Source organism: Pseudomonas sp. WAC2 (genome assembly GCF_030403525.1).
GTDB classification, from domain to species: Bacteria; Pseudomonadota; Gammaproteobacteria; order Pseudomonadales; family Pseudomonadaceae; genus Chryseomonas; species Chryseomonas luteola.
On the sequence record NZ_JAUEPD010000008.1, the window covers coordinates 106,617 to 130,021 of the forward strand.

Sequence of the window (23,405 nt, forward strand, 5' to 3'; positions counted from 1 at the left end):
AGGAATAAAGAGCGGTATGGTAACGCCACCCGGCGACAATGGCTGCTGCTTCGTACGGTGGATATGGGCTGGTTGCGGAACGATGGCATGTTGAGTCGTCTGTTTCATGCCGTACGCCGTCTGTTTCTCGAGGTACGCGAAGCCAAGGCTGCTCGTGAAAGAGAACTCCAACGGGTGGATGATCCTGAAGAGCTACGCCGTGAGCTACAGACTCGCAATCGCCGCCTCCTGGTATGGTTGGGCGCCATGTCACTGGGCGGGCTGCTGTTCGGGCTGATGGTCGGCCGGATCTATCACGGCGATGTAGGGCCTCGACAGCCAATCGCTCCTCAGGTACGCGTGGCTCAGGCTGCAGAGTACGTTGACGAAGGCTCTGGGAGGCCTATGTATCGTCTGGTGCTATCCTTGAACAAGGCCCTTCAGTATGAGCGTTATCGCCCAGACGGTGCGTTGAATCTGCGTTTGCCCAATATAAGTCTGATAGGCGGCAATCAAAGTGCTCAGGTAAAGACAAAAGAGTCACGCAGCTTTTCCTGGTCAGTCACTCAGCAGGGCAAGGACGTCAACGTGCTTGTAGTTGGACTAGGAGGAACCCTGGCTACCCAGGACCACCTGGACAAGAAGGAAGGCGACCACTGGGAATTGGTCATTGAGGTTCCACTGATCTCAGCTGGCCAGTAAACGTGCGCACAATTAAGGCAAATTTCAATTGCTGCACATTTTTGGTGCAAGCCTTGAATGATAAACATTATTCTTCTTTTATGGTGCTTTGTTTCTTGTAAAGCCAGTGCAATTGAAGGGTTTCAGCTTTGTATCTGTAACCTATTGATTTTAAAGGCCTGAGAAGTAGCCTTTTATCTCAGAACAAAAAAAGACCACCCGAAGGTGGTCTTGAAATAAAAAGGGGATTCCCCAGCCTGCCTGTACCGAGGTCCCCAAAAAGGTTGGTTACCAAGTACATAGCAGGCGGCGTGCCAACTTTTCATAATTTTCTGAACGAAAAGTTCAGGCATAAAAAAAGCGCCGTTTAGGGCGCCTTTTAGTCTATAGGGCTTAGTCTTCACCCTCTTCATCGGGGCCATCGACTTTCATGCCCAGCTCTTTGATCTTCCGGGTCAGCGTGTTGCGTCCCCAGCCCAGGAGAACCGCGGCATCACGACGGCGGCCGGCGGTATGCTTGAGCGCGGTCTCGATCATGATTCGCTCAAAAGCAGGCACGGCACTGTCTAGAAGGCTTGACTGTCCACGAGTCAATGCCTGATCCGCCCAGTGACGCAAGGCTTGTTCCCAGTTGGCGGCGGGTTGTGCATCCTGCGGCTGGCTGAGGAGTTCCGGCGGCAGGTCATCGATCAGTACCTCCCGGCTGGACGCCATCACCGTGATCCAGCGACAGGTATTTTCCAGTTGCCGGACGTTACCTTGCCAGGACAGGCCCTTCATGTACTCCTCGGTTTCCGGTCTTAGCGTCTTGGGTTCTACCGCCAGCTCTTGCGCCGCTCGTGCCAGGAAATGCCGGGCCAGCGCCGGAATATCCTCCCGGCGATCAGCCAGACGAGGAATGTGGATACGAATCACGTTGAGGCGATGAAACAGGTCCTCGCGAAACTTGCCATCCCGGACCAGACCCTCCAGGTTCTGGTGGGTTGCGGCAATGATGCGGACATCCACCTTGACTGGAGTATGGCCCCCTACGCGATAGAACTCACCATCAGCCAAGACTCGCAGCAGGCGCGTCTGGGTATCGGCTGGCATGTCTCCGATCTCATCAAGAAACAAGGTTCCACCATCGGCCTGCTCGAAACGGCCTCGACGCTGGTTGGCCGCGCCTGTGAAGGCCCCTTTTTCGTGGCCGAACAGCTCGGACTCCATTAAGTCCTTGGGAATGGCGGCCATGTTCAGCGCGATGAAAGGCGCCGCCGCGCGCGGGCTGTGGCGGTGCAGGGCATGGGCAACCAGCTCTTTGCCTGTGCCCGACTCGCCATTGATCAGAACCGTAATGTTGGAATGGGAGAGCCGGCCGATGGCGCGAAACACCTCCTGCATTGCCGGCGCTTCACCAATGATTTCCGGCGTTCGCGTCAGGTGAGCGGGCTCCTCAAATCCCTGCTGTTCCTGGGCATGTTGGCCGGCGCGCTTGACCAACGCGACGGCCTCATCGACGTCGAACGGCTTGGGCAGGTATTCAAACGCGCCCCCTTGATAGGAGGCGACAGCGCTGTCGAGATCCGAATGTGCCGTCATGATGATCACAGGCAGACGAGGGTGAACCTCCCGAATGCGTGACAACAAGTCCAGGCCACTGGCGCCAGGCATGCGAATATCGGAAATGATCACATCCGGCTGCTGGCGGCCGAGCCGATTCATGACGCTGTCCGCATTCTCAAAGGCAACGGTCGTCATGCCTTCCTGCTGAAGGGCCTTTTCTAGTACCCAGCGAATGGAACGGTCGTCGTCGACGATCCAGACGGTCTCCGAACGGCTCATAAAGGCTCCTTATCCAACGGCAGGAAAATACTGAAGGCAGTGTGTCCAGGTTGACTCAGGCACTCGATAAGGCCTTGGTGCTGAGAAATGATGTTTTGCGTGATGGCCAGGCCCAGGCCGGTCCCGTCTGGGCGACCGCTGACCATCGGATAGAAGATGGTTTCCTGCATGTCGGCAGGAATACCTGGGCCGTTATCGATGATTTCGACCTTGCACACCAACCGATGGCGAACATGGGCAATAGTGAACTGGCGGAGCGCACGCGTCCGCAGCGTGATACGTCCCAGGCGCAGCTCATTATGTTCGGAAATGGCCTGCATGGCGTTTCGCACAATATTGAGGACCGCCTGGATCAATTGCTCCTTATCGATAAGGAGGTCCGGGATGCTGGGGTCGTAATCGCGTACCAGAGAGATACCACCCTGGCTTTCAGCATCCACCAGACTGCAAACACGCTCCAGCACCTCATGAATATTGGTGCGTGCCAGTTTGGGCAGCTTGTTGGAGCCGAGCATGCGATCCACCAGGTTGCGCAGGCGGTCAGACTCCTCAATGATGACGTTCGTGTAATCCTTCAGGGACTCGTCCGGTAACTCCCGAGAGAGGAGTTGCGCAGCGCCACGGATACCTCCAAGGGGATTCTTGATCTCATGGGCAAGCCCGCGAACCAGCAGTTTGGTCGTTTCCTGTTTGGAAAGCTGGGCTTCCTCTTTGGTAATCCGCAGGAGACGGTCCCTAGGGTGCACCTCCAGCAACAGGTAGGTCGTAGAAGGGCTGAGCACAGGCGTAACAGCATAATCCACCGTCAGGTTGTTGCCTGTAGTGGACACCAGCAGTGCTTCACGCTTGGTAAACGGGTGCGAGTGCTCCACTGCCTGACGAAGGGCCTGGAGCGCTTCCGGCGACTCGGTGAACAATTCACTGATGAATTGACCGTGGCTACGCTGACCGCTGACAGCCAACAGCATTTCAGCTGCCGGATTCATGTACTCAAGGCGCAGCTCGGCGTTGAGCAGAATGACTGCCGTCGTAAGGTTATCCAGCAGCAGACGATGCATCATTTCCGTAGGCATGGCGAATCAGCTTTGATGTGACGACCCATGAAAATGCAAGAAACAAACCAAGCTACGTAAATAGGCTGCCCTGTGTTAGGGCAGGCCCATAACCTGTGCACTGCACGTAGCCTTAAGCTGTTTTCTGGCTAATCAGGATGTCTCGTTTTGGTGCGGCCTACAGTATTGCACTGATATGGTGCATAGGGGGCTAGCGCTTTATTCTTCTTCGGGTTTTTCAGAAAGCGGACATTCGGGACGGATACCCCACTCACTGTCCTTGCAGGGGTTGGCCAGACGCTGCTGAGACAGCGACATGCGCTTCATATGGAAAGGTTGGCTAGGCGTACGCTCGACCACGACGCCGCCTTCCGTAACGATCTCCACCGCGATCTGATGCGTGCCCCGATCCAGGTTTTCAAGTGGAAATACCGGACTGCGCCCAGGGGCTCCTGCGGGTTGGCCATCCAGAATCAGCCGGTAGAAATGAGTAGGCATCAGTTCTGGATCGCTGGTGGCTGTTACGATCAGCTCACCGGCATTGCTCCGAATCGTAGCGTCCGGCTCCGGTACAAGAATGCGCAGCATCTGGTAGGACGCGATCTGAGCAGGTGGCGGTGGGGCGGATGGCTGCACCGGTTTACGAATATCCGGATTAGAGGGTGACAGCTTGATCGTGCGTGGTGCAGCAGGCGACGGCATGCTGTTGGAAGGCTGAATCGTGACAGGGTTGGCCTTGATGCCCTTTGGAGGACTGTCCGTGAAGATGCGGTTACCTTCGGCATCGGTGTAGGTGTACACGGCTGCAAAGGTCGGCTGCGTCAGGAAGAGTAGTACAAGCAGATAAATGAAGCGCATCGGTAAGGATCAACGACTCGGACTGTTGAGGCTGATGCGTTGCACCGTGATCTCAACGGGCTCGCTCTGTTGTACGACACGTGTACCTTCGACCACCTCTATGGCCAGGCTGTGTGTGCCACGGTCTATGTTAGTCAGATGAAAAAAAGGTGCTCGGGTCGGCTCACCATAAGGTTGCCCATCCACCAGCAGGCGAAGTTCATGGCCGGGCGACAGGGCAGGCGTTATGGTCGCGCTGATGGAAAAAGTGCCATTATTCGCTCGTAGCGCTTCATCGTCAGGCGCATCCAGGCGCAGGGTTTGATAAGGCTGACTCGTGGCTGCGCCCGTGTCGGGCGGGGACGGAGAGGGCGCAGTCGACGCCGGCGTCTCGGCTTTCACGGTGTTGGGGCGCTGCAGTTCGACCCGTTCGGCAGGCGCATTCGCTGGCGGCTGGTCGCTGAAGACTGTTTGGCCATTCGGGCCTACCGAACGATAGATTTCGGCGTGAACAGGCAAGGTCATGGCAAACACTAGGCTGGCGAACAGCAGGCGCATATCTGTTCCTAGGGTGACACTGGCGTCACATGAAGAAAGAGGTAAGTCATAAGCGTTGCACTGACAGGCCCTTATGACAAGCGCCCATAAGCAAAAGGCCTCCCGAAGGAGGCCTCTGCTGTACAACCGGTGGCTTAGACGCTGTAGTACAGGTCGTATTCCAGCGGGTGAACGAAGGTGCGAACCTTGATCTCTTCTTCGCTCTTGAGCTCGATATAGGTATCGATGAACTCATCAGTGAAGACGCCACCCTTGGTCAGGAACGCGCGGTCAGCGTCCAGGGACTCCAGTGCTTCCTTCAGGCTGCCACATACCTGCGGGATTTGCTTGGCCTCTTCTGGCGGCAGGTCGTACAGGTTCTTGTCGGCAGCATCGCCAGGGTGAATCTTGTTCTGGATACCATCCAGGCCCGCCATCAGCAGTGCAGCGAAGCACAGGTAAGGGTTGGCCGCCGGGTCCGGGAAGCGCGCTTCGATACGGCGGGCTTTCGGGCTGGAAACGTAGGGGATACGGATCGAGGCGGAACGGTTGCGAGCCGAGTAGGCCAACATGACCGGTGCTTCAAAGCCGGGAACCAGACGCTTATAGGAGTTGGTGGACGGGTTGGTAAAGCCGTTCAGAGCCTTGCCATGCTTGATGATGCCGCCGATGAAGTACAGGGCAGTATCGGACAGGCCGGCATAGCCTTCGCCTGCGAACGTGTTCTTGCCTTCCTTGGAGATAGACATGTGAACGTGCATGCCCGAGCCGTTATCGCCATACAGCGGCTTCGGCATGAAGGTTACGGTCTTGCCGTAGGCATCAGCGACGTTGTGTACGCAGTACTTCAGCGTCTGGACTTCGTCCGCCTTGGCTACCAGCGTGTTGAACTTCACGCCGATCTCGTTCTGGCCGGCAGTCGCCACTTCATGGTGGTGAACTTCAACAACCAGACCCATTTCTTCCAGCGCATTACACATGGCCGTACGGATTTCGTGGTCGTGGTCAACCGGCGGAACCGGGAAGTAACCGCCCTTGACGCCCGGACGGTGACCCTTGTTGCCGCTTTCGAAATCAGCGTCAGTGTTCCAGGACGCCTGTTCGGAGAAGATCTTGAACATGGAGCCGGAGATGTCAGACTTGAACTTCACTTCGTCGAAGATGAAGAACTCGGGCTCTGGACCCACGAATACAGTGTCACCGATACCGGTGGACTTCAGATACTCTTCAGCGGCCTTGGCAATAGCCCGGGGATCGCGCTCATAAGGCTGCATGGTGGACGGTTCGATGATGTCGCAGACCAGGATGACGGTCGGCTCTTCAGTGAACGGATCCAGCACGGCGGTGCTGTCGTCCGGCATCAGGATCATGTCGGAAGCTTCGATACCTTTCCAGCCAGCAATGGAGGAGCCATCGAACATTTTTCCGTGTTCGAAGAAGTCTTCATCGAGGGCGTCGCGAGCGGGCATAGTAACGTGCTGCTGCTTTCCCTTGGTGTCCGTGAAGCGCAGGTCTATCCACTTCACGTCGTTTTCTTTGATCAGTTGAACCGCCTTCGACATGTTTTCCTCCAGAGGGATTGAGGCTGGGAGCGGTTGGCGTAACTCCCAGGATCAGGTGTACCCGTAGCAAGGGCACTTCTGAAAACGGTTGCGCTTTCAGAAGAGCCCTATCCTCGCCTAAGGGCTACTGCCTCACAAGGGAGCAAGTAGCGTGCCAGTGCCCTGTAATGGACAGGGCCGCACTAACACTAGGCCTTGGCCGTTAATGGTGCCTCTGGAATAGACCACCGAGCACCAAAAGCGTGCTTTATATTTTTTATAGCACCAAATTGGTGCTTTTATGTATTTAGACCAATGGAAGTCAGAACTTTCAGTTTGAGCTATACTTGTCGACCTTTTCTCGTAGTTTCCGCTCTTCTTTAAAATTTCATGAAGCTCATCGTCAAAGTCTTTCCGGAAATCACTATCAAAAGTCGTCCGGTGCGCAAGCGTTTCATTCGCCAGCTGGCGAAGAATATCCGGGTGGTCTTGAGGGATCTGGACCCGAACCTGACGGTGGAGGGTGAGTGGGATAACCTGGAAGTCGAAACACGGCAGACCGAGCCGAAGGTTCTGCGCGAGATGATCGAGCGCCTGACCTGCACGCCAGGGATCGGTCATTTCCTGGAGGTCCATGAATATCCGCTGGGCGACTTCGAAGACATCCTCGACAAATGTATTCAGCATTTCGGTGAGCGCATTCGCGGCAAGGTATTCTCCTTGCGCTGCAAGCGGGCCGGCAAACATGATTTCAGCTCCATGGACGTAGAGCGCTACGTCGGGGGCGGGCTGCGCCAGCGCTGTGGCGGTGCGGGGATTTCCCTCAAGGATCCCGAGGTGCTTGCACGCATTGAGATCCGCCATGACCGCCTGTTCGTGATTGATCGGCAGCACGACGGTCTGGGAGGGTATCCACTGGGTGCCCTCGAACAGGTGCTGGTGCTCATGTCCGGTGGTTACGACTCAACCGTTGCCGCCTACCAGATGATGCGTCGCGGCTTGGTCAGTCATTTCTGCTTCTTCAACCTGGGTGGGCGTGCCCATGAATTGGGCGTTATGGAAGTTGCCCATTATCTGTGGGAGAAATTCGGCCGCTCCCAGCGCGTGCTGTTTATCAGCGTGCCGTTCGAAGAGGTGGTTGGCGAGATCCTGACTAAGGTGGATGACAGCCAGATGGGTGTTATCCTCAAGCGCATGATGCTGCGCGCAGCCAGCCGCATGGCCGAGCGCCTGGACATCGATGCGCTGGTCACGGGCGAGGCGATCTCGCAGGTTTCCAGCCAGACCCTGCCCAACCTGGCCGTAATCGACCGTGTCACCGATACGCTGGTGCTGCGTCCACTGCTGGCCAGTCACAAGCAGGACATCATCGACACGGCCGAACAGATCGGCACGGCGGCATTTGCCAAGCACATGCCGGAGTACTGCGGCGTGATTTCGGTGAACCCGACGACCAAGGCCAAGGGCTACCGTATCGAGCACGAAGAAACCAAATTCGACATGGCCATCCTGGACGCAGCCCTTGAGCGCGCTACGATGATGACAGTCGACAAGGTGATCGACGAGCTTGGCAAGGACTTGAAGGTTGAGGAAGTCAGCCAGGCGCTGCCTGGTCAGATCGTGCTCGACATTCGTCACCCAGATAGTCAGGAGGATGATCCTCTGGCCGTGGACGGTGTCGAAGTGCAGGCTATGCCATTCTTTGCACTGAACAATCGATTCAAGGAACTGGACGAGAATCGCCAGTACCTTCTCTACTGTGACAAAGGTGTCATGAGTCGCCTGCATGCTCATCATTTGCTCAATGAGGGGCATGCGAATGTACGTGTTTATCGCCCGGACTAAACAGCCCGGGCTGTTTGGCGGCAGCATTCGCCATCGCCCTCCCGACCGGGATTGAGGGCAGGCCTGTCGGGCTGCTCGTAGGCGCAGATCTCATTGGCGCCTTTGTTTCTCTGGATTAAATGCCCTTTGGGCTTGAATGAATTTTGCTGAATGTCGTGTCGGGCTTGCTGTGATCAGCCGCTGCGGCCCGGCTCAACTTGATAACGAGACTGAAAAAGTGATCGAGAATCTTCGTAATATCGCCATCATCGCCCACGTTGACCATGGCAAGACCACGCTGGTAGACAAGCTGCTGAAGCTGTCCGGTACTCTGGACCGCAAGGAAGCTGAAGGCGAGCGCGTCATGGACTCCAACGACCAGGAAAGAGAGCGTGGTATTACCATCCTGGCCAAGAACACGGCGATCAAGTGGAACGGCTATAACATCAACATCGTGGATACACCCGGTCACGCTGACTTCGGCGGTGAAGTAGAGCGTGTAATGTCGATGGTTGACTCCGTACTGCTGGTTGTGGACGCGCAAGACGGCCCCATGCCTCAGACCCGTTTCGTGACCCAGAAGGCGTTCAAGGCGGGCCTGCGTCCGATCGTGATCGTGAACAAGATCGACCGTCCGGGCGCGCGTCCTGATTGGGTTATCGACCAGATCTTCGACCTGTTCGACAACCTGGGCGCCACCGATGAGCAGCTGGATTTCCCGATCGTCTACGCCAGCGCCCTGAACGGCATTGCCGGCATGGACTACGAGAAGATGGACGACAACATGGATGCCGTGTTCCAGGCCATCATTGACCACGTACCGGCCCCCCAGGTCGACGTGAACGGCCCGTTCCAGATGCAGATCTCCCAGCTGGACTACAGCAGCTTCCTTGGCGTGATCGGCATTGGCCGTATCGCACGCGGTACCATCAAGGCCAACACTCCGGTAACCGCTATCGGTGCCGATGGCAAGAAGCGTAACGGCCGCATCCTGAAGATCATGGGTCACCACGGTCTGCAGCGTGTCGAGGTTCCTGAGGCGCAGGCCGGTGACATCGTTTGCGTCAGCGGCATGGACGAGCTGTTCATTTCCGATACCCTGTGCGACCAGCAGACCGTCGAGGCGCTGCCTCCGCTGACCGTTGACCAGCCGACCGTTTCGATGACCTTCCAGGTCAATGACTCGCCGTTCGCTGGCAAGGAAGGCAAGTTCGTGACCAGCCGTAACATCAAGGACCGTCTGGACAAGGAGCTGCTGCACAACGTGGCACTGCGTGTTGAGCAGGGCGAATCTCCTGAAAAGTTCAAGGTTTCTGGCCGTGGTGAGCTGCACCTGTCGGTACTGATCGAGAACATGCGCCGTGAAGGCTTTGAACTGGCGGTAGGCCGTCCAGAGGTGGTGATCATCGAGAACGAAAACGGCGAGAAGCAGGAGCCGTACGAGAACGTCACCATCGACATCGAAGAGCAGCACCAGGGTCCCGTGATGGAGCAGATGGGTCTGCGTAAGGGCGATCTGAGCAACATGATCCCTGACGGAAAAGGCCGTGTTCGTCTGGAGTACACCATTCCGGCACGTGGTCTGATCGGCTTCCGTAATAACTTCCTGACTCTGACCTCGGGTACTGGCATCCTGACCTCGACCTTCAGCCACTATGGCCCGATCAAGGCAGGTGAAGTCACCAACCGTCAGAACGGCGTACTGGTGTCCATGGCTACCGGTACTGCACTGACGTATTCGCTGGAGACTCTGCAAAGCCGCGGCAAGCTGTTCCTCGCGCCTGGTGATGAAATCTATGAAGGCCAGCTATGCGGTATCAACAGCCGTGATAACGACCTCGTGCTCAACCCCACCAAGGGCAAGAAGCTCGACAACATGCGTGCTTCCGGCAAGGACGAGGTTATCGCCTTGGTTCCGCCGATCAAGTTCACCCTTGAACAGGCCCTGGAATTCATCGCTGAAGATGAGTTGGTTGAAGTAACCCCGAAGTCGATTCGTCTGCGCAAGAAGCTGCTCAACGAAAACGATCGTAAGCGTTACGAGCGCAGCAAGGTGTAATAACCCGACCGCGCGACTGAAAAGCCCACTCGCTGAAAGGCGGGTGGGCTTTTTTATGCCTGGTGAACGGAAGCCATAAAAAAAGCCCCGGTAAACCGGGGCTTTCACTGCCGTAGGGCTTACGGCGTATTCTTACGCAGTTTCACAGGATGCCCTTGCTGGGCCTTCTTGCGGGCGGCTGCGGTACGCATGCGGATATTGATGGCTTCCACTGCCAGCGAGAACGCCATGGCGAAGTAGACATAGCCCTTGGGTACGTGAATCTCAAAACTCTCAGCGATCAGTACAGTACCTACTACGATCAGGAAGGACAGTGCGAGCATCTTCAGGCTAGGGTGCTTGTCGATGAAGCTGCTGATACCACCCGCTGCCAGCATCATCACCAGTACTGCAACAATGATCGCCGCAACCATCACCGGTACATGTTGCACCATACCCACTGCCGTAATGACCGAGTCCAGCGAGAACACGATGTCGATGATCGCGATCTGGACGATGGTAGCGATAAAGCTGCCGCCCTTGCCCTTGGGCTCGTCGCTTTCTTCCTCTTCACCTTCCAGGCCGTGATAGATCTCGGTACTGCTCTTGTAGAGGAGGAACAGGCCACCAAAGAACAGAATGAGGTCGCGCCCGGAGATGCCTTGGCCAAACACATGGAAAAGATCGGCCGTCAGGCGCATCACCCAGGTGATCGAGAGCAACAGCAGGATCCGTGTCACCATGGCCAGTGCCAGGCCGAAGAAACGTGTGCGTGGTTGCATCGCCTTGGGCATACGGCTCACCAGGATCGAGATCATGATGATGTTGTCGATACCCAATACGATTTCCAGGGCCGTCAGGGTAAAGAAAGCCACCCAGATTTCCGGGCTTGTCAGCCACTCCATTCCAATTCCTCTTCATTAACGTCGGTACGACGAGTACCGAAAACAAACCGACAAAACTAATCAGGTAAATGTGAAAATTTCGTTATTTCAGGTACCACTGAACAGCGGAAACACACCTAGTAACAAAGCTGTTACCAGCATAGCCAGACATGTCACGACTGCCCACTTCAAAGTAAAGCGTTGATGATCGCCAAACTCTACTTTAGCCAAACCCACCAGCAGGTAGGTCGAAGGTACCAATGGGCTCAAGAGATGCACCGGTTGGCCTACGATGGACGCACGAGCAATTTCCACTGGAGCGATACCGTAGTGACCAGCTGCTTCGGCCAATACGGGCAGTACGCCAAAGTAGAACGCATCGTTGGAGATGAAAAAGGTAAACGGCATGCTTACCAGCGCAGTGATGACAGCCATATACGGGCCAAGCGCTTCTGGAATAACGGCCAAAAGGCTTTTGGACATAGCGTCCACCATGCCGGTGCCTGACAGGATGCCTGTGAAGATCCCGGCGGCGAAAATCAATGAAACTACCGCAAGAACATTTTCCGCATGAGCGGCAACACGCTGTTTTTGCAGATCAATATTACGGTAGTTGATAGTCATGGCGATGCCGAAGGCAATCATGAATAGCACTGGCATGGGCAGAATGCCTTTGACCAGCGCTGCCATTAGGGCCAGGGTCAAAAGACCGTTGAACCAGCGCAGATGAGGACGGCGGGCTTCTTCGCACTGAGAAACGGTAACCTTGGCACCTTCGCTTTCATGGATTTCCAGAATGCCCAGGCGCGCCCGTTCACGACGTCCATAGAGATAGGCCAGGACAAACAGCCAGACAATACTAGCCAGCATGGCAGGGATCATCGGGACAAAAACATCTGCCGGGTCTACGTGCAGCGCACTGGCTGCGCGTGCCGTCGGGCCACCCCAAGGCGTAAGGTTCATGACGCCACTGGACAGCAGCATCAGGCACGTCATGATCAGCGGATTCATACCCAGACGCTTGTACAGCGGGAACATGGCTGCCACGCAGATCATGTAAGTCGTCGAACCGTCACCGTCGAGCGATACCACCAGGGTCAGGAAGACCGTACCGATGGCAACCTTGAGCGGGTCGCCCTTTACCAGTTTCAGAATCCAGCGAACTGCCGGATCGAACAGGCCGGTATCAATCATGATAGCGAAGTAGAGGATGGCGAACAGCAGCATCACGCCAGTAGGCGCCAGTGTGCGCAATCCATCCAGCATCATGGGGCCGAGCGAATTGAGCTGGATATGCCCAAGGCTGGCAAAGTGACTACCCAACGCCCATGCCAGTACGGCAAAGAGAATCGGGACCATAGTGAGCGCAATGAGAGGGGTAAGCCGCTTGGTCATGATCAGAAACATGAAGGTCACGACCATGGCGAAGCCAAGGAATGTCAGCATGGGAAACTCCAACGGTTACGCGTGAAAGGTAAAGAAACGACCGAAGCGTGATTCAGGGCTCACGAGTAGCGTATGGAGAGGCATGGAGCGGCGGGGGCCACTGCTGGGGACAAGCGAATCATGGAGTTAATCCTTTGTTTTTGTTAGTACCGCAGGTGCACGTCATGGCATTGCCATAAGTGGGCCATTAACCCTTTGGATAATTGATCCTAACCGGGCAAGCTTTCATGAACCTTGCGGGAGGCTGCCCCCCAGCAGCGAAATCACCAGTGGTAATGTGAACGCAGCCACAAGTGTCTGCAATGTGATCACACCTGCCATGAGCGCGCTGTCCCCACCCAGCTGGCGGGTCAATGCATAAGCGGTCGGTGCGGTAGGCAGCGAGAAAAACAGAACGAGCAGAAGCCTCTCATGAGGTGGCAGGCCTAGAAGGTAAGCGATCAACCCTGCCAGGAGAGGGCATGCCAGCAGGCGGAACAGTGTCATGGTGCCAATGGCTCGCCATTCGCCGGCGATCTGTTGAAGTTTCAGGGCGGCGCCTACGCAGAAAAGTCCTAGAGGCAGGCTGGTTGCTGCCAGAAGCCCCAGTAGCCGATCCGTGCCAAAGGGCAGTCCCCATCCCAGCAGATTGACCAACGCGCCTGCTGCGCAGGCCAGGATAAGGGGATTGCGTAGGACGGGTAATAACAACTCACCCAAGCGAGCGCCGCGCTCGGCTTTCAGTGCCCAAACCGACATGACATTTACGGTAGGCACCATCAGGGCCAGCAGTAACGCAGCCTGCCCCAGGCCCGATTTGCCCAGTAGACTGCCTACGGTTGCTAGCCCCAGGTAGGTATTGAAGCGCAGGGTGCCCTGGGCAATGACGCCGAACCGCTCGGCAGGCCAGTGGTAAAAGCGTCTGGCAAGCAACAGGGCAATCCATAAAGCACCCAGCCCCGTCAGGGCCGCCAGCGCCATTTGCGCCAGAGCGGGGTCATCAAGTGGTGCTGTAGCGAGATTGTTGAACAGAAGCGATGGAAAAAGAATGAAGTAATTGAGTCGGTCCGCTGCGGGCCAGAACGCGTCGCCAGGAAAGCCTTTTTGGCGCATCCAGTACCCCGCCACGATGAGGGCGAACAGCGGCCAGAGAGCGAGAAGGGTGGTAGTCACAGAGGGCGCAGCCAGTTGGTTTCTTATCGTTATAGATCAAGGCACGGACAATATTAGCAGTTCCCAGTACTTGTGAATGACGCGAAAAATAGAGAGCTGCCTCATGGCAGCTCCAGTCCTCCCGAAGCTTTGTGCAAGGCTCTCAGGTGATCACCCAACTGCTTGAGGTTGGCTTCGGTGTCATCAAGGCCGTTTTGGATCTTGCTGTCCAGTAGAGAACGCACTTCCGTATTGAGGGTTTCGCGCAGGCTGAGCAGATGCGCTTGGCGACGCTGACTCTCGGCAGTCAGCTTTTCCCACTCGCCCGGCTGAGGAAGGCCGTAGCCGCCTGCTCCCAGCAGCTCTGACGGACGGCTGAGGTAGCCGCTATCGGCCAGCAGTTGCTGCAGCGCATCGCCCGCCTTGCTGAAGCGAGCCTTCTCCTGAACGCCATTTTGGCCCAGGTAGCGATCCTTGAGCTCATTCTGGGCGCGGAGCAGCTCGCGTCTGAGCGCCGCCTGCTCCAGTAACAGCAACGCGGCACTGGTACGCAGGTCGGCTCGGTCGAACCATTCGCGGCGCTGCCGTGGCTCCAGCTCAAGCCAGTCTTCGACTTTCTGCTGAGGTAGGTTAAGCCGATCACGAGCAACCTTGAACATGGATTGGAAGCGGTCCCGGAAGGAGTCGAATCGATAACCCAGGCGCAAGGCTTCACGTTGATCGTTCAATACGGAGGTATCGGCGACGCTCTCTATCCGCAGGGCGTCCAGCAGGCCGATTGGCGTAATGCTGTCGAGCGGAGTCTGTTGCAGACGCGGCACGCTATCATGCAGGAGCTTGAAGGTCTCGACGGCACAGTTATTAGAGACAAAGTAATAATGCCCGTCATAACCCCAGTGGGTTTGAGCGGTCCGCTCCAGGAGATCGGCGATTTCCTGACGGCTGAGTTTGAGCGGAACGGATTGCAGGCCGCGCAGCTCGATCTTGGTGTATTCCTCGACTACCTGAGCCAGCGGAAGCACGAACAACCGGGAAGGATAGGAACCGGTCAAGCCATCCCAATTGGAGATCTGTACATCGTTGACGAAGGCCCGGAACGACAGCACAAGATGCTCCTGCAGGTCCAGGCGGCAGTCGGGGCCACGCGGACGTCCGGGGGCGCACACGACAAGGCGCAGCATGCTGTGTCCCCAGCGGCTCATGACATGCTCGTTACCCTCGGCGAACAGATAGTCCACCTCGTAGACGCGCTCAGGATTAAGCCAGCCTAGCGGGGTCTTGCCAAAGTCACTGCCCGCGTTCAGATAGGGTAGTTTGCTGGAGCAGGTATCGTGAGGAGGAGACCAACCAAAGTGCTCGGTGAAATAGCGCGCCAAGGCCGGGCGACGGCAAGCGTAGCTGGGATCCAGCAGGAAGTACTCCATGTTCACTGCTACGAACTCACGAGGGTTGGTTACCTCGTAGATATCGGGGCTGCGTGCAATGAAATTGTTGCGACTCTCGCGGGCGCCATGCTTTTTGACCTTGATCTGCCAGCCGGCCAGATCCAGCAGGCGGGGATCATCGGACAAAGTGTAGCGGCGACCGGCCTGACCCTGGCAATGGATAGGAAGGTCAGCGGACTTTGTTGAGGAGGCCAGGGTACTACAAGCAATTATTTCCCTGCGCTCAGCTGGAATCCAGGCCCGCTCCCGGTCATAAAAATGAGTAAGCTCATGCAGAACGGTCGCCAGCATTTCTTCTCGCTGGGTGCCATGGGGGCGACCGGTTTGAATATGAGCATCGCTGCCGTCAGTCAATGCCGGTAGCAGGCGCTCATTGAGCAGCAGGGTACGACGGTCTGCACGACCGTATGCCTGCGGCTCAAGGTCCTGGCTCCAGCGGACGGAGATATCCTCATCTAATGCTTGCTTGAAGCGGGGAGGCAGCTTGCCTAGTGCCTCGTTGAGTAACTGCTGGGTGGCCTGGGCCTGCTCTGGCGACAATGAGTGATCGTCCAGATGCAGGTTCAACGCCGCGTGAGCGTTACCGGCCCCTAGCCAGGCGATAAACGCGGTGCAGAGAAGGCTTGGTCTGGCGAGGCGGCCGAGCTTTCCCAGGAGCGCTCGGCGAAGGGCAGGTTTCACAGTGCAAGGATCGCCTGGGCAAGTTCGGTATCACTGGCCTGGCGTGCTTCCGGCAGACGCTCACGCAGGGTCATGAAGGCCGCTTCCAATTGAGCGCCTCGGATGTCTCCATTGGATGCAACGAAGCTGGCCGCATCGCCACGGGCTTCCTGCACCACTTTCATGTCACGGATGGAGGTCGTGGTATCGGAAGTGAAATCGATACTGCGATCCAGCGCACGCACGATGATGTTGCTGGTCGCCACAACGGTATGAGCGTGCGCGGCGCTGGACGTACCCAGAACTAGCGCGGCTGCAAGAAGTAAGGAACGACGCATGGAAAATCTCCTGAACGGAACGGTAAAGCAGCTTATTGAGCGAGGATGGCCTCAGCCAGTTCCTCATCGCTGGCGGTCAGCGTTGGATTATGTGAACGCAGCCAACGTAAGGCGGATTCAAGCTCAACGCTACGCTGAGCCCCGCCGCTGGCAACAAATAATGCCGCATCGTCACGTGCATCACGTACTACTTTGTTATCGAACGGAGCGGACGTCACCTTGCTGGTGACATAGAGGCTGCGAACAATAAACCCTGTAGTGGGATCGAACGCGAAGGCGGGCGTGGTCGTAACGGCAATGCCTAGAATGAACAGATAACACAGGCGCATAGGCAGGTAGGGTAACTCTTTCAAGAAAAACTACAGGCCAAGGCTAACGGAACGGCACCGCTGACACCAGCGGTGCCGTTCCGATGGACTTACAACGTGAGAATGGCCTGGGCCAGCTGAGCGTCGCTTGCCTCGAGCTGCGGTTGCAGGGCACGGATACGATCCAGGGCCGCTTCCAGGCGTACGCCGCGAATGCCGCCTTCGGTAGCCACAAAACTGGCGGCATCGTCACGTGCAGCCAGGACGATCTTGTCGTCACGAATGGAATGGGTGATACCGGATGTGGCGTCGGACGTCGCATCAATGGCGTCGACGATCATGTCGGTGGTCACAAAGAAACTGGATGCTGACGCAGCAGTAGACAGGCTGAGCAGGGCAGCAGCGCCCAGCAGTTGCAAACGGGTCATGAATCTCTCCTGAACAATAAGGCGCGGTATGTACCGTCCTTACAAGACTAGCGCCAGAACGGCTTGTTCAGCTCGCATTGTTGCTCAGTTTTGGTCAGACCGATGTCCGCTAGTTCACGGTCGTTCAAAAAAGCCAGCTGTCTTCGCGTTTTGGCGTTCTGCTGCCATTTCTGCAGCATACAGTAGACGGCGCGTAATACACCCAAGGCACAGCGTGCCAGCCAATGACAACCATGAACAGACAAATGGATTGATCTGAGAGAGGGCAGCGCAGGCAGGTGTCGCATGGCAATATCCAAGTTCAGGACGGCATTTTACTGTGGCTTCAACCACCAGTGTTCTCCAGACACAACACGTTGAAATGAAGGAGGTACAGCCTCGTGACGCCGCCTGCTGTACCGGTAAAAAGCGCACCCAGCAGGGCAATGAAGCGTGCTGATCCGATCATCAGGCCGATAACTGTTTGGCAATAGGGCTGCGTCAAGCAGTAGGGTCTGGCTACAATGCATGTTCCATTGCGGCTGTTAGGTCCGTTTCATACAACGCCTGGCCGGCGCGTTTTGCATGAGGGCAAGTCATGACGTTCAAAGTATTCGTTGACGGGCAGGAAGGCACCACAGGGTTGCGTCTGCTCGATTATCTGTCCGGCCGCGATGACATCGAGCTGCTACGTATCGCCGATGACAAGCGTAAGGATCCAGCCGAGCGTGCTCGTTTCCTCAACGCAGCGGATGTAGCCTTTCTGTGTCTGCCCGATGCTGCGTCTCGCGAAGCCGTGGCGCTGGTAGATAATCCCAACACCTGCATCATCGATGCAAGCACGGCGTTTCGTACCGATAGCAGCTGGACCTATGGCCTGCCTGAGCTGGCCGCTGGGCAGCGTGAAAAAATCCGTACCAGCAAGCGCATTGCCAATCCCGGCTGCCACGCCACGGCATTTATCCTGCTGGTTCGCCCTCTGGTGGAGGCTGGCCTTCTACCGCCTGATTATCCACTGTCGGCTTTTTCCCTCACGGGGTACAGCGGTGGTGGCAAGAAGATGATTGCCGATTACGAGGCTGGGAATGAGCCCAAGCTGGCCAGTCCACGGCCATACGGCATGACCCAGGGGCATAAGCACCTCCCTGAGATGCAGGTGCAGAGTCGTATTGATGAGGCGCCCGTATTCAGTCCAATTGTGGGCAGTTTCCTGAAGGGGCTTGCCGTGACGATTCCTCTGCATGTCAGGCACTTGGCCCAGGGCGCCAATGCCGAGGCGATCCAGGCGGCATACGCCAGGCATTACGCGGGCGAGCAGTTCATTCGCGTCATGCCGGTTGAGGATGCCGGCAATCTTGACGAGGGATTCTTCGATGTACAGGGCTGCAACGATACCAACCGCGCCGACCTGTTCGTGTTCGGCAATGAGGAGCGTCTGACCCTGGTGGCTCGTCTGGATAATCTGGGCAAAGGGGCTGCAGGCGCAGCGGTTCAATGCATGAACATCCACATCGGCGCAGACGAAGCAACCAGCCTGAATACTGGTCTGTAAACGCTTTGCGTTCAAAAGGCCGCGCCGGGTAACTGCCGCGGCTTTTTAGTGGAAGGCATCTTTCAGGCGATACCAGAGCATACCCAAGGCAAGCAGGGGAGAGCGGAAGCGTTGCCCTCCTGGAAACGTGGCGTGAGGAACGCTGTTGAACAGGTCGAACCCTGTCGACTGGGCAGCAATGGCTTCCGCGAGCAAATGGCCTGCCAGGTGCGTGGCGTTCAGCCCATGGCCGGCATAAGCTTGGGCATAAAAAACGTTGGGATGATCCTTGAGGCGACCGATTTGTGGAAGCCGGTTGGCCCCGATTCCAATCATGCCGCCCCACTGAAAATCGATGGTGACCCTATCGAGTTGAGGAAACACCTTCAGCATTTTGGGGCGCATGTAGCCTGCTATGTCCTTCGGGTCACGGCCTGAATAGTGGCAGGCGCCTCCGAACAACAATCGGCGATCACGTGAGAGTCGAAAATAATCGACAGTAATCTGCTGATCGCACGCGGCTCGATTATGGGGCAGGATTTCCTCGGCCAACGCTTCGGGAAGTGGCTCAGTTGCAATGATGTAGCTGCCTGCCGGAAGCACCTTCCCGGAGAGGGCCGGCTCCAGATCCTGGAGATAGGCGTTGCAACAGAGGACCAGCGTTTCGGCTCGCACCTGACCTCGCGCAGTATGAACGCATACCTCCGACCCATACTCGATGTGAGTGACCACAGATTGCTCATACAGACGCACCCCCAGTGACTGGGCGGCGGCTGCCTCGCCCAAGGCAAGGTTCAACGGGTGCAGGTGACCGGAGCCGGAGTCTATGAGCGCACCCAGGTAGCGCTCCGAACCCACTACGGAGCGGATTCTGTCGCGCGCAACGAGCTGAACCGCATGGGGATAGCCTAGTTGATGCAACTCCTCCAGTTCGGCCTGGAAATCTTCCAGGTGACGCGGTTTCAGGGCCAGGTCGCAGTAACCCCAGGTAAGGTCGCATTCGATGCCGTAGCGCTCGATACGTTGGCGTACCAGGTTTACCGCTTCAAACCCCATCTGCTTGAATGCCTGTACGCCCTCATCCCCAACGACTGGGCGAAACTGCTCGACATCATGGCCAACGCCTCGGATCAGCTGTCCGCCGTTACGCCCGCTAGCACCCCAGCCGATCCGGTGGGCCTCTAGCAGCACAACCGAATACCCACGTTCTGCCAGCTCAATAGCCGTATTGAGCCCGGAGAACCCGCCCCCTACAACGCAGACATCTGCCCGAGTCTCACCCTTGAGCGAGGCGAACTGCAGCGCTCGGTTAACCGTTGCCGCGTAGTAAGACGAAGCATGTGCGTGTGGGTCAGTGGATGAATGGGTCGTTGCATCCATGAAAGACAATCCTGGCGAAGCGTTGAGGTCGGACAATAAACGTTTGTAGGCGCCTGCGCCAAGCCAGGGAAGTGCAGACCTGGCTCAGTCCGGTACGGGAAGCGTCAGGGACTCCTTGACCTCTTCCATCACGATATAGCTCTTCGACTCCCGCACATGGGGCAGTTTGAGCAGGATGTCACCCAAAAGCTTACGATAGGACGCCATCTCTGAAATGCGTGCCTTGACCAAATAGTCGAATGCGCCGGAAACCAGATGACACTCCAGAACGTGAGGCAGCTTCAGGACGGAGCGGCGGAACTCCTCAAAGATATCACCCGATTTATAATCTAGACTGATCTCGACGAAGACCAGCAGGCTGGCCTTGAGATGCTGCGGATTCAGGCGCGCCGAGTAGCCCAGTATCACGCCTTCCCGCTCCAGCCGGCGTACCCGCTCCGTGCAGGGTGTCGTGGACAGGCCGACTCGCTCGCCCAGCTCGGTGAACGAGATGCGGCCGTCCTCCTGCAGGATACGCAGGATGTTACGATCGATCTTGTCGAGCTCGCGTCTCGCTTGGTGCTGGGTTCGCATACCTGGGCGTCTCCAAAAATAGTGTCTTAACCGAAGAATTACACCAAATATAGCCTTTCATTCAGTGAATACCACTGCTTAAGGCTTTTTATACTTTTCATATCTGCCTCAGATTTTATGAAACGTAGGCGATTCTTCGCGGCGAGGAGACACAGTTATGCGAGTACTGGTGCTTGGCAGTGGTGTAATCGGTACCGTCAGTGCCTATTACCTGGCGCGGGCCGGTTTTGAAGTGGTGGTGGTGGACCGCCAGGAAGGCCCTGCGCTGGAAACCAGCTTTGCCAACGCAGGTCAGGTATCTCCTGGCTATGCCTCGCCGTGGGCGGCTCCTGGCGTGCCCCTCAAGGCCATCAAATGGCTGGTGACTCAGCATGCGCCTCTGGCGATCAGGCCGACCGGCGATATTCATCAGTACCTCTGGATGGCTCAGATGCTGCGCAACTGCACGGCCGAGCGCTATGCGATCAACAAGGAACGCATGGTGCGGTTGTCCGAGTACAGTCGCGACTGTCTGGATGAGCTGCGTGCCGAAACGGGTATTGCCTACGAAGGACGCCAGTTAGGGACGACTCAGGTATTCCGAACGCAGCAGCAGGTCGATGCCGCTGCCAAGGATATCGCTGTGCTGGAACGTTCCGGCGTACCCTATGAGTTGCTGGATCGCGACGGTATCGCCCGCGCCGAGCCTGCGCTCGCCCATGTCAAGGACAAGCTGGCTGGTGCGCTGCGGTTGCCGAATGACCAGACAGGTGACTGCTTCCTCTTTACCAATCGCCTCGCCGAGCTGGCGCGTCAGTTGGGTGTGGAATTCCGCTTTGGTCAGAAGATCGAACGGCTCGAAGCGGTAGGAGATCGTCTCAATGGCGTCTGGATTGACGGTCAGCTGGTAACAGCCGATCACTATGTCCTGGCATTGGGTAGCTACTCACCTCAGCTGTTGGCACCCATTGGCATCAAGGCACCGGTATACCCGCTCAAGGGGTATTCGCTTACCGTGCCGATCACCAATGGCGATATGGCCCCTACGTCCACGATTCTGGATGAAACCTACAAAGTGGCGCTGACGCGTTTCGATAACCGTATCCGTGTAGGTGGCATGGCGGAAATATCGGGTTATGACCTTTCGCTTAATCCCCGCCGCCGCGAGACCCTGGAGATGATCGTAAACGACCTGTACCCGCAGGGAGGGGATCTGCAGGCGGCAACTTTCTGGACTGGACTACGGCCCACCACACCGGATGGTACTCCGATCGTCGGCGCTACCCGTTATCGCAACCTGTTTCTGAACACCGGTCACGGTACACTGGGCTGGACCATGGCCTGCGGCTCCGGACGTTTCCTGGCGGATGTCATCGGTAGGAAACGTCCACAGATCAGCGCCGAAGGCCTTGATATTTCTCGCTATAGCGACTCCAAGGAGACCCGTAAGAATGGCCATCCAGCGCCTGCACACTAATCGCCGCATGAGTGAAATCGTTGTTCACAACGGTACTGTTTATCTGGCCGGTCAGGTCGGTGAAGACCTGAACTCCGGTGTGGAACAACAGACTCGTGAGACCTTGGCCAACATCGAGCGTCTACTCAAGGAAGCCGGTACGGATACCCACCATATTCTGTCCGTTACGGTTTATCTGAAAGATATCGACGCCCACTTTGCCGGCATGAACAGTGTCTGGGACGAATGGCTGCCTGAAGGTGTAGCGCCTGCCCGGGCAACTGTGGAAGCCAAACTCTGTGAACCGGAAATTCTGGTCGAAATGAGCGTGGTGGCTGCGCTACCGTAAATAAAGAACCAAAGAGCCCGGCGCCTGCCGGGTTTTTTATACGTCCTGTCTTTTCATTACCCGCCTGTTTTCTGAGAGATAACCATGCGCCCCGCCCGTGCCTTGATCGACCTTAACGCCTTACGCCAGAACTATCGGCTTGCTCGTGAACTCAGTAACGGGGCAAGGGCGCTGGCTGTTGTCAAGGCGGATGCCTACGGACATGGTGCTGTTCGATGTGCGCAGGCACTGATGAATGAGGCGGATGGTTTCGCGGTTGCCTGTATCGAAGAAGCGTTGGAGCTGCGCGAAGCCGGTATCAAGGCACCGATACTTCTGCTGGAAGGATTTTTCGAAGCCAGCGAGCTGGAATTGATCGCTCGCCACAATCTGTGGTGCGTCATCCATTCGCCCTGGCAAATCGAGGCGCTTGAACGTACGGCTCTATCAGGCCTTATCCAGGTCTGGCTGAAGCTGGACTCCGGCATGCACCGGGTAGGGTTCTTTCCTGAGGATTACGCAGCAGCCTATAAGCGGATCAAGGCGACGGGCAAGGTTGACGAGGTTGTGAAAATGACGCACTTCGCCCGTGCCGATGAGCTGGATTGCTCAGCCACTATCGGTCAGCTCAAGACCTTTCAGCGGGCTACGGCTGGCCTGGAAGGCGCAACCAGTCTGCGGAACTCGCCTGCCGTGCTCGGTTGGCCAGAAGTGCCCAGTGACTGGATTCGTCCTGGCATCATGCTGTACGGCGCTACGCCATTTGAAACCGAACAGCCTGTGGCCGACCAGCTACAGCCGGTCATGACGCTGGAGTCACGTATCATCAGTGTGCGTGAGCTACCGCCTGGTGAACCGGTTGGGTATGGCGCACGCTTTGTTACCCGCCAGCCCTCCCGTATTGGTGTAGTCGCCATGGGCTACGCGGATGGTTATCCACGGCACGCGCCTGATGGCGCTCCTGTCATGATTGATGGCCATGCCTCTCGTCTTGTCGGTCGCGTATCGATGGACATGCTGACGGTTGATCTCACGGACCTGCCGCAAGCGGGGGTGGGAAGTCAGGTAGAGCTTTGGGGTAGGCAAGTATCCGCCAGTCAGCTGGCCGGTCTCTGTGGCTCGATCCCCTATCAGCTGTTTTGCAACCTGAAACGGGTTCCACGCCAATACACGGGTGAATAACCGTTAAAACACCGCGCTCGTCGGGTTGCGCAGGATTTTCCATC

22 protein-coding genes are annotated in these 23,405 nt (G+C 56.9%); 7 read left to right on the forward strand and 15 right to left on the reverse strand.

Annotated elements, in window-relative coordinates; genetic code table 11:
• Positions 1-87: 87 nt before the first annotated feature.
• Positions 88-681 carry a hypothetical protein gene (locus QWJ10_RS17320; RefSeq protein WP_125888493.1) on the forward strand — a complete coding sequence of 198 codons (594 nt, stop codon included), beginning with the start codon at positions 88-90 and terminating at the stop codon, positions 679-681.
• Between the two features lie 372 nt (positions 682-1,053).
• Here the strand turns inward: QWJ10_RS17320 and ntrC are convergent, their stop codons facing one another.
• The 5 genes from ntrC to glnA all read right to left on the reverse strand — a co-directional run bounded on the left by ntrC (position 1,054) and on the right by glnA (position 6,472).
• Positions 1,054-2,484 (reverse strand): nitrogen regulation protein NR(I), encoded by a 1,431-nt coding sequence (ntrC, locus tag QWJ10_RS17325; protein WP_019367298.1) that lies wholly within the window; start codon positions 2,482-2,484, stop codon positions 1,054-1,056.
• Complete coding sequence (gene glnL, locus QWJ10_RS17330; protein WP_010796131.1) at positions 2,481-3,557, reverse strand: nitrogen regulation protein NR(II); 1,077 nt, start codon at positions 3,555-3,557, stop codon at positions 2,481-2,483. Before glnL ends, ntrC begins: the two co-directional genes overlap by 4 nt.
• A gap of 198 nt (positions 3,558-3,755) precedes the next feature.
• Entirely contained in the window at positions 3,756-4,394 is a 639-nt protein-coding gene (locus QWJ10_RS17335) for a DUF4124 domain-containing protein (RefSeq protein ID WP_197871290.1), read from the reverse strand.
• 9 nt (positions 4,395-4,403) lie between these two features.
• Positions 4,404-4,931 (reverse strand): DUF4124 domain-containing protein, encoded by a 528-nt coding sequence (locus QWJ10_RS17340; protein ID WP_010796129.1) that lies wholly within the window; start codon positions 4,929-4,931, stop codon positions 4,404-4,406.
• Between the two features lie 134 nt (positions 4,932-5,065).
• The gene (glnA, locus tag QWJ10_RS17345) at positions 5,066-6,472 is read right to left on the reverse strand and encodes a glutamate--ammonia ligase (RefSeq protein WP_010796128.1); all 1,407 of its coding nucleotides are present in this window, start codon (positions 6,470-6,472) and stop codon (positions 5,066-5,068) included.
• A 369-nt stretch (positions 6,473-6,841) separates the two neighbouring features.
• On the opposite strand from glnA, the gene thiI reads away from it, so the two are divergent.
• Positions 6,842-8,296 carry a tRNA uracil 4-sulfurtransferase ThiI gene (gene thiI / locus QWJ10_RS17350; protein ID WP_289928377.1) on the forward strand — a complete coding sequence of 485 codons (1,455 nt, stop codon included), beginning with the start codon at positions 6,842-6,844 and terminating at the stop codon, positions 8,294-8,296.
• Between the two features lie 217 nt (positions 8,297-8,513).
• Positions 8,514-10,334, forward strand: a complete 1,821-nt coding sequence (gene typA / locus QWJ10_RS17355; protein WP_026004159.1) for a translational GTPase TypA — start codon at positions 8,514-8,516, stop codon at positions 10,332-10,334.
• Between the two features lie 119 nt (positions 10,335-10,453).
• Here typA and QWJ10_RS17360 read toward each other — a convergent pair whose 3' ends face one another.
• The 8 genes from QWJ10_RS17360 to QWJ10_RS17395 all read right to left on the reverse strand — a co-directional run bounded on the left by QWJ10_RS17360 (position 10,454) and on the right by QWJ10_RS17395 (position 17,240).
• Positions 10,454-11,218, reverse strand: coding sequence for a TerC family protein (locus QWJ10_RS17360; RefSeq protein WP_019367302.1), 765 nt, complete (start codon positions 11,216-11,218; stop codon positions 10,454-10,456).
• A gap of 87 nt (positions 11,219-11,305) precedes the next feature.
• Positions 11,306-12,643 carry a CitMHS family transporter gene (locus QWJ10_RS17365; protein ID WP_289928380.1) on the reverse strand — a complete coding sequence of 446 codons (1,338 nt, stop codon included), beginning with the start codon at positions 12,641-12,643 and terminating at the stop codon, positions 11,306-11,308.
• Between the two features lie 225 nt (positions 12,644-12,868).
• Positions 12,869-13,795, reverse strand: a complete 927-nt coding sequence (locus QWJ10_RS17370) for an AEC family transporter (protein WP_289928382.1) — start codon at positions 13,793-13,795, stop codon at positions 12,869-12,871.
• A gap of 101 nt (positions 13,796-13,896) precedes the next feature.
• Positions 13,897-15,786, reverse strand: a complete 1,890-nt coding sequence (locus QWJ10_RS17375) for a DUF4105 domain-containing protein (protein ID WP_289928699.1) — start codon at positions 15,784-15,786, stop codon at positions 13,897-13,899.
• Between the two features lie 110 nt (positions 15,787-15,896).
• Positions 15,897-16,217, reverse strand: coding sequence for a DUF2388 domain-containing protein (locus QWJ10_RS17380; protein WP_289928384.1), 321 nt, complete (start codon positions 16,215-16,217; stop codon positions 15,897-15,899).
• A gap of 32 nt (positions 16,218-16,249) precedes the next feature.
• Positions 16,250-16,546, reverse strand: a complete 297-nt coding sequence (locus tag QWJ10_RS17385; protein WP_289928702.1) for a DUF2388 domain-containing protein — start codon at positions 16,544-16,546, stop codon at positions 16,250-16,252.
• An 89-nt stretch (positions 16,547-16,635) separates the two neighbouring features.
• Positions 16,636-16,953: a DUF2388 domain-containing protein gene (locus QWJ10_RS17390; RefSeq protein WP_019367307.1), complete on the reverse strand. Its 318-nt coding sequence runs from the start codon at positions 16,951-16,953 to the stop codon at positions 16,636-16,638.
• A gap of 47 nt (positions 16,954-17,000) precedes the next feature.
• A complete protein-coding gene (locus QWJ10_RS17395) occupies positions 17,001-17,240 on the reverse strand; it encodes a DUF1127 domain-containing protein (protein ID WP_019367308.1) in 240 nt (79 codons plus the stop codon).
• A gap of 290 nt (positions 17,241-17,530) precedes the next feature.
• Here QWJ10_RS17395 and argC point away from each other — a divergent pair, with 290 nt between their 5' ends.
• Positions 17,531-18,484, forward strand: coding sequence for an N-acetyl-gamma-glutamyl-phosphate reductase (gene argC, locus QWJ10_RS17400; RefSeq protein ID WP_125888500.1), 954 nt, complete (start codon positions 17,531-17,533; stop codon positions 18,482-18,484).
• Positions 18,485-18,529: 45 nt separating this feature from the next.
• On the opposite strand, the gene QWJ10_RS17405 is transcribed toward argC, so the two are convergent.
• Both QWJ10_RS17405 and QWJ10_RS17410 read right to left on the reverse strand, forming a co-directional pair.
• Entirely contained in the window at positions 18,530-19,843 is a 1,314-nt protein-coding gene (locus tag QWJ10_RS17405) for an FAD-binding oxidoreductase (RefSeq protein WP_289928389.1), read from the reverse strand.
• A gap of 84 nt (positions 19,844-19,927) precedes the next feature.
• On the reverse strand, positions 19,928-20,416 hold the full coding sequence (locus tag QWJ10_RS17410) for an AsnC family transcriptional regulator (protein WP_010796115.1): 489 nt from the start codon (positions 20,414-20,416) through the stop codon (positions 19,928-19,930).
• Positions 20,417-20,573: 157 nt separating this feature from the next.
• Between QWJ10_RS17410 and dadA the strand changes: the two genes are divergently transcribed.
• The 3 genes from dadA to alr all read left to right on the forward strand — a co-directional run bounded on the left by dadA (position 20,574) and on the right by alr (position 23,361).
• Positions 20,574-21,872, forward strand: coding sequence for a D-amino acid dehydrogenase (gene dadA / locus QWJ10_RS17415; RefSeq protein WP_239383419.1), 1,299 nt, complete (start codon positions 20,574-20,576; stop codon positions 21,870-21,872).
• The gene (locus QWJ10_RS17420; protein ID WP_010796113.1) at positions 21,847-22,200 is read left to right on the forward strand and encodes a RidA family protein; all 354 of its coding nucleotides are present in this window, start codon (positions 21,847-21,849) and stop codon (positions 22,198-22,200) included. The genes dadA and QWJ10_RS17420 overlap by 26 nt, the downstream gene beginning before the upstream one ends.
• An 84-nt stretch (positions 22,201-22,284) precedes the next feature.
• On the forward strand, positions 22,285-23,361 hold the full coding sequence (gene alr, locus QWJ10_RS17425) for an alanine racemase (protein ID WP_289928400.1): 1,077 nt from the start codon (positions 22,285-22,287) through the stop codon (positions 23,359-23,361).
• The last annotated feature ends 44 nt before the right edge of the window (positions 23,362-23,405 follow it).

Coding starts and splice junctions, on each gene's coding strand:
- QWJ10_RS17360 (WP_019367302.1), bottom strand. CDS start 11,218: ATGGAGTGGCTGACAAGCCCGGAAATCTGGGTGGCTTTCTTTACCCTG.
- QWJ10_RS17420 (WP_010796113.1), top strand. CDS start 21,847: ATGGCCATCCAGCGCCTGCACACTAATCGCCGCATGAGTGAAATCGTT.
- QWJ10_RS17320 (WP_125888493.1), top strand. CDS start 88: ATGTTGAGTCGTCTGTTTCATGCCGTACGCCGTCTGTTTCTCGAGGTA.
- QWJ10_RS17385 (WP_289928702.1), bottom strand. CDS start 16,546: ATGCGCCTGTGTTATCTGTTCATTCTAGGCATTGCCGTTACGACCACG.
- ntrC (WP_019367298.1), bottom strand. CDS start 2,484: ATGAGCCGTTCGGAGACCGTCTGGATCGTCGACGACGACCGTTCCATT.
- dadA (WP_239383419.1), top strand. CDS start 20,574: ATGCGAGTACTGGTGCTTGGCAGTGGTGTAATCGGTACCGTCAGTGCC.
- glnL (WP_010796131.1), bottom strand. CDS start 3,557: ATGCCTACGGAAATGATGCATCGTCTGCTGCTGGATAACCTTACGACG.
- thiI (WP_289928377.1), top strand. CDS start 6,842: ATGAAGCTCATCGTCAAAGTCTTTCCGGAAATCACTATCAAAAGTCGT.
- QWJ10_RS17340 (WP_010796129.1), bottom strand. CDS start 4,931: ATGCGCCTGCTGTTCGCCAGCCTAGTGTTTGCCATGACCTTGCCTGTT.
- QWJ10_RS17395 (WP_019367308.1), bottom strand. CDS start 17,240: ATGCGACACCTGCCTGCGCTGCCCTCTCTCAGATCAATCCATTTGTCT.
- QWJ10_RS17380 (WP_289928384.1), bottom strand. CDS start 16,217: ATGCGTCGTTCCTTACTTCTTGCAGCCGCGCTAGTTCTGGGTACGTCC.
- alr (WP_289928400.1), top strand. CDS start 22,285: ATGCGCCCCGCCCGTGCCTTGATCGACCTTAACGCCTTACGCCAGAAC.
- QWJ10_RS17335 (WP_197871290.1), bottom strand. CDS start 4,394: ATGCGCTTCATTTATCTGCTTGTACTACTCTTCCTGACGCAGCCGACC.
- QWJ10_RS17390 (WP_019367307.1), bottom strand. CDS start 16,953: ATGACCCGTTTGCAACTGCTGGGCGCTGCTGCCCTGCTCAGCCTGTCT.
- argC (WP_125888500.1), top strand. CDS start 17,531: ATGACGTTCAAAGTATTCGTTGACGGGCAGGAAGGCACCACAGGGTTG.
- QWJ10_RS17405 (WP_289928389.1), bottom strand. CDS start 19,843: ATGGATGCAACGACCCATTCATCCACTGACCCACACGCACATGCTTCG.
- glnA (WP_010796128.1), bottom strand. CDS start 6,472: ATGTCGAAGGCGGTTCAACTGATCAAAGAAAACGACGTGAAGTGGATA.
- QWJ10_RS17365 (WP_289928380.1), bottom strand. CDS start 12,643: ATGCTGACATTCCTTGGCTTCGCCATGGTCGTGACCTTCATGTTTCTG.
- QWJ10_RS17410 (WP_010796115.1), bottom strand. CDS start 20,416: ATGCGAACCCAGCACCAAGCGAGACGCGAGCTCGACAAGATCGATCGT.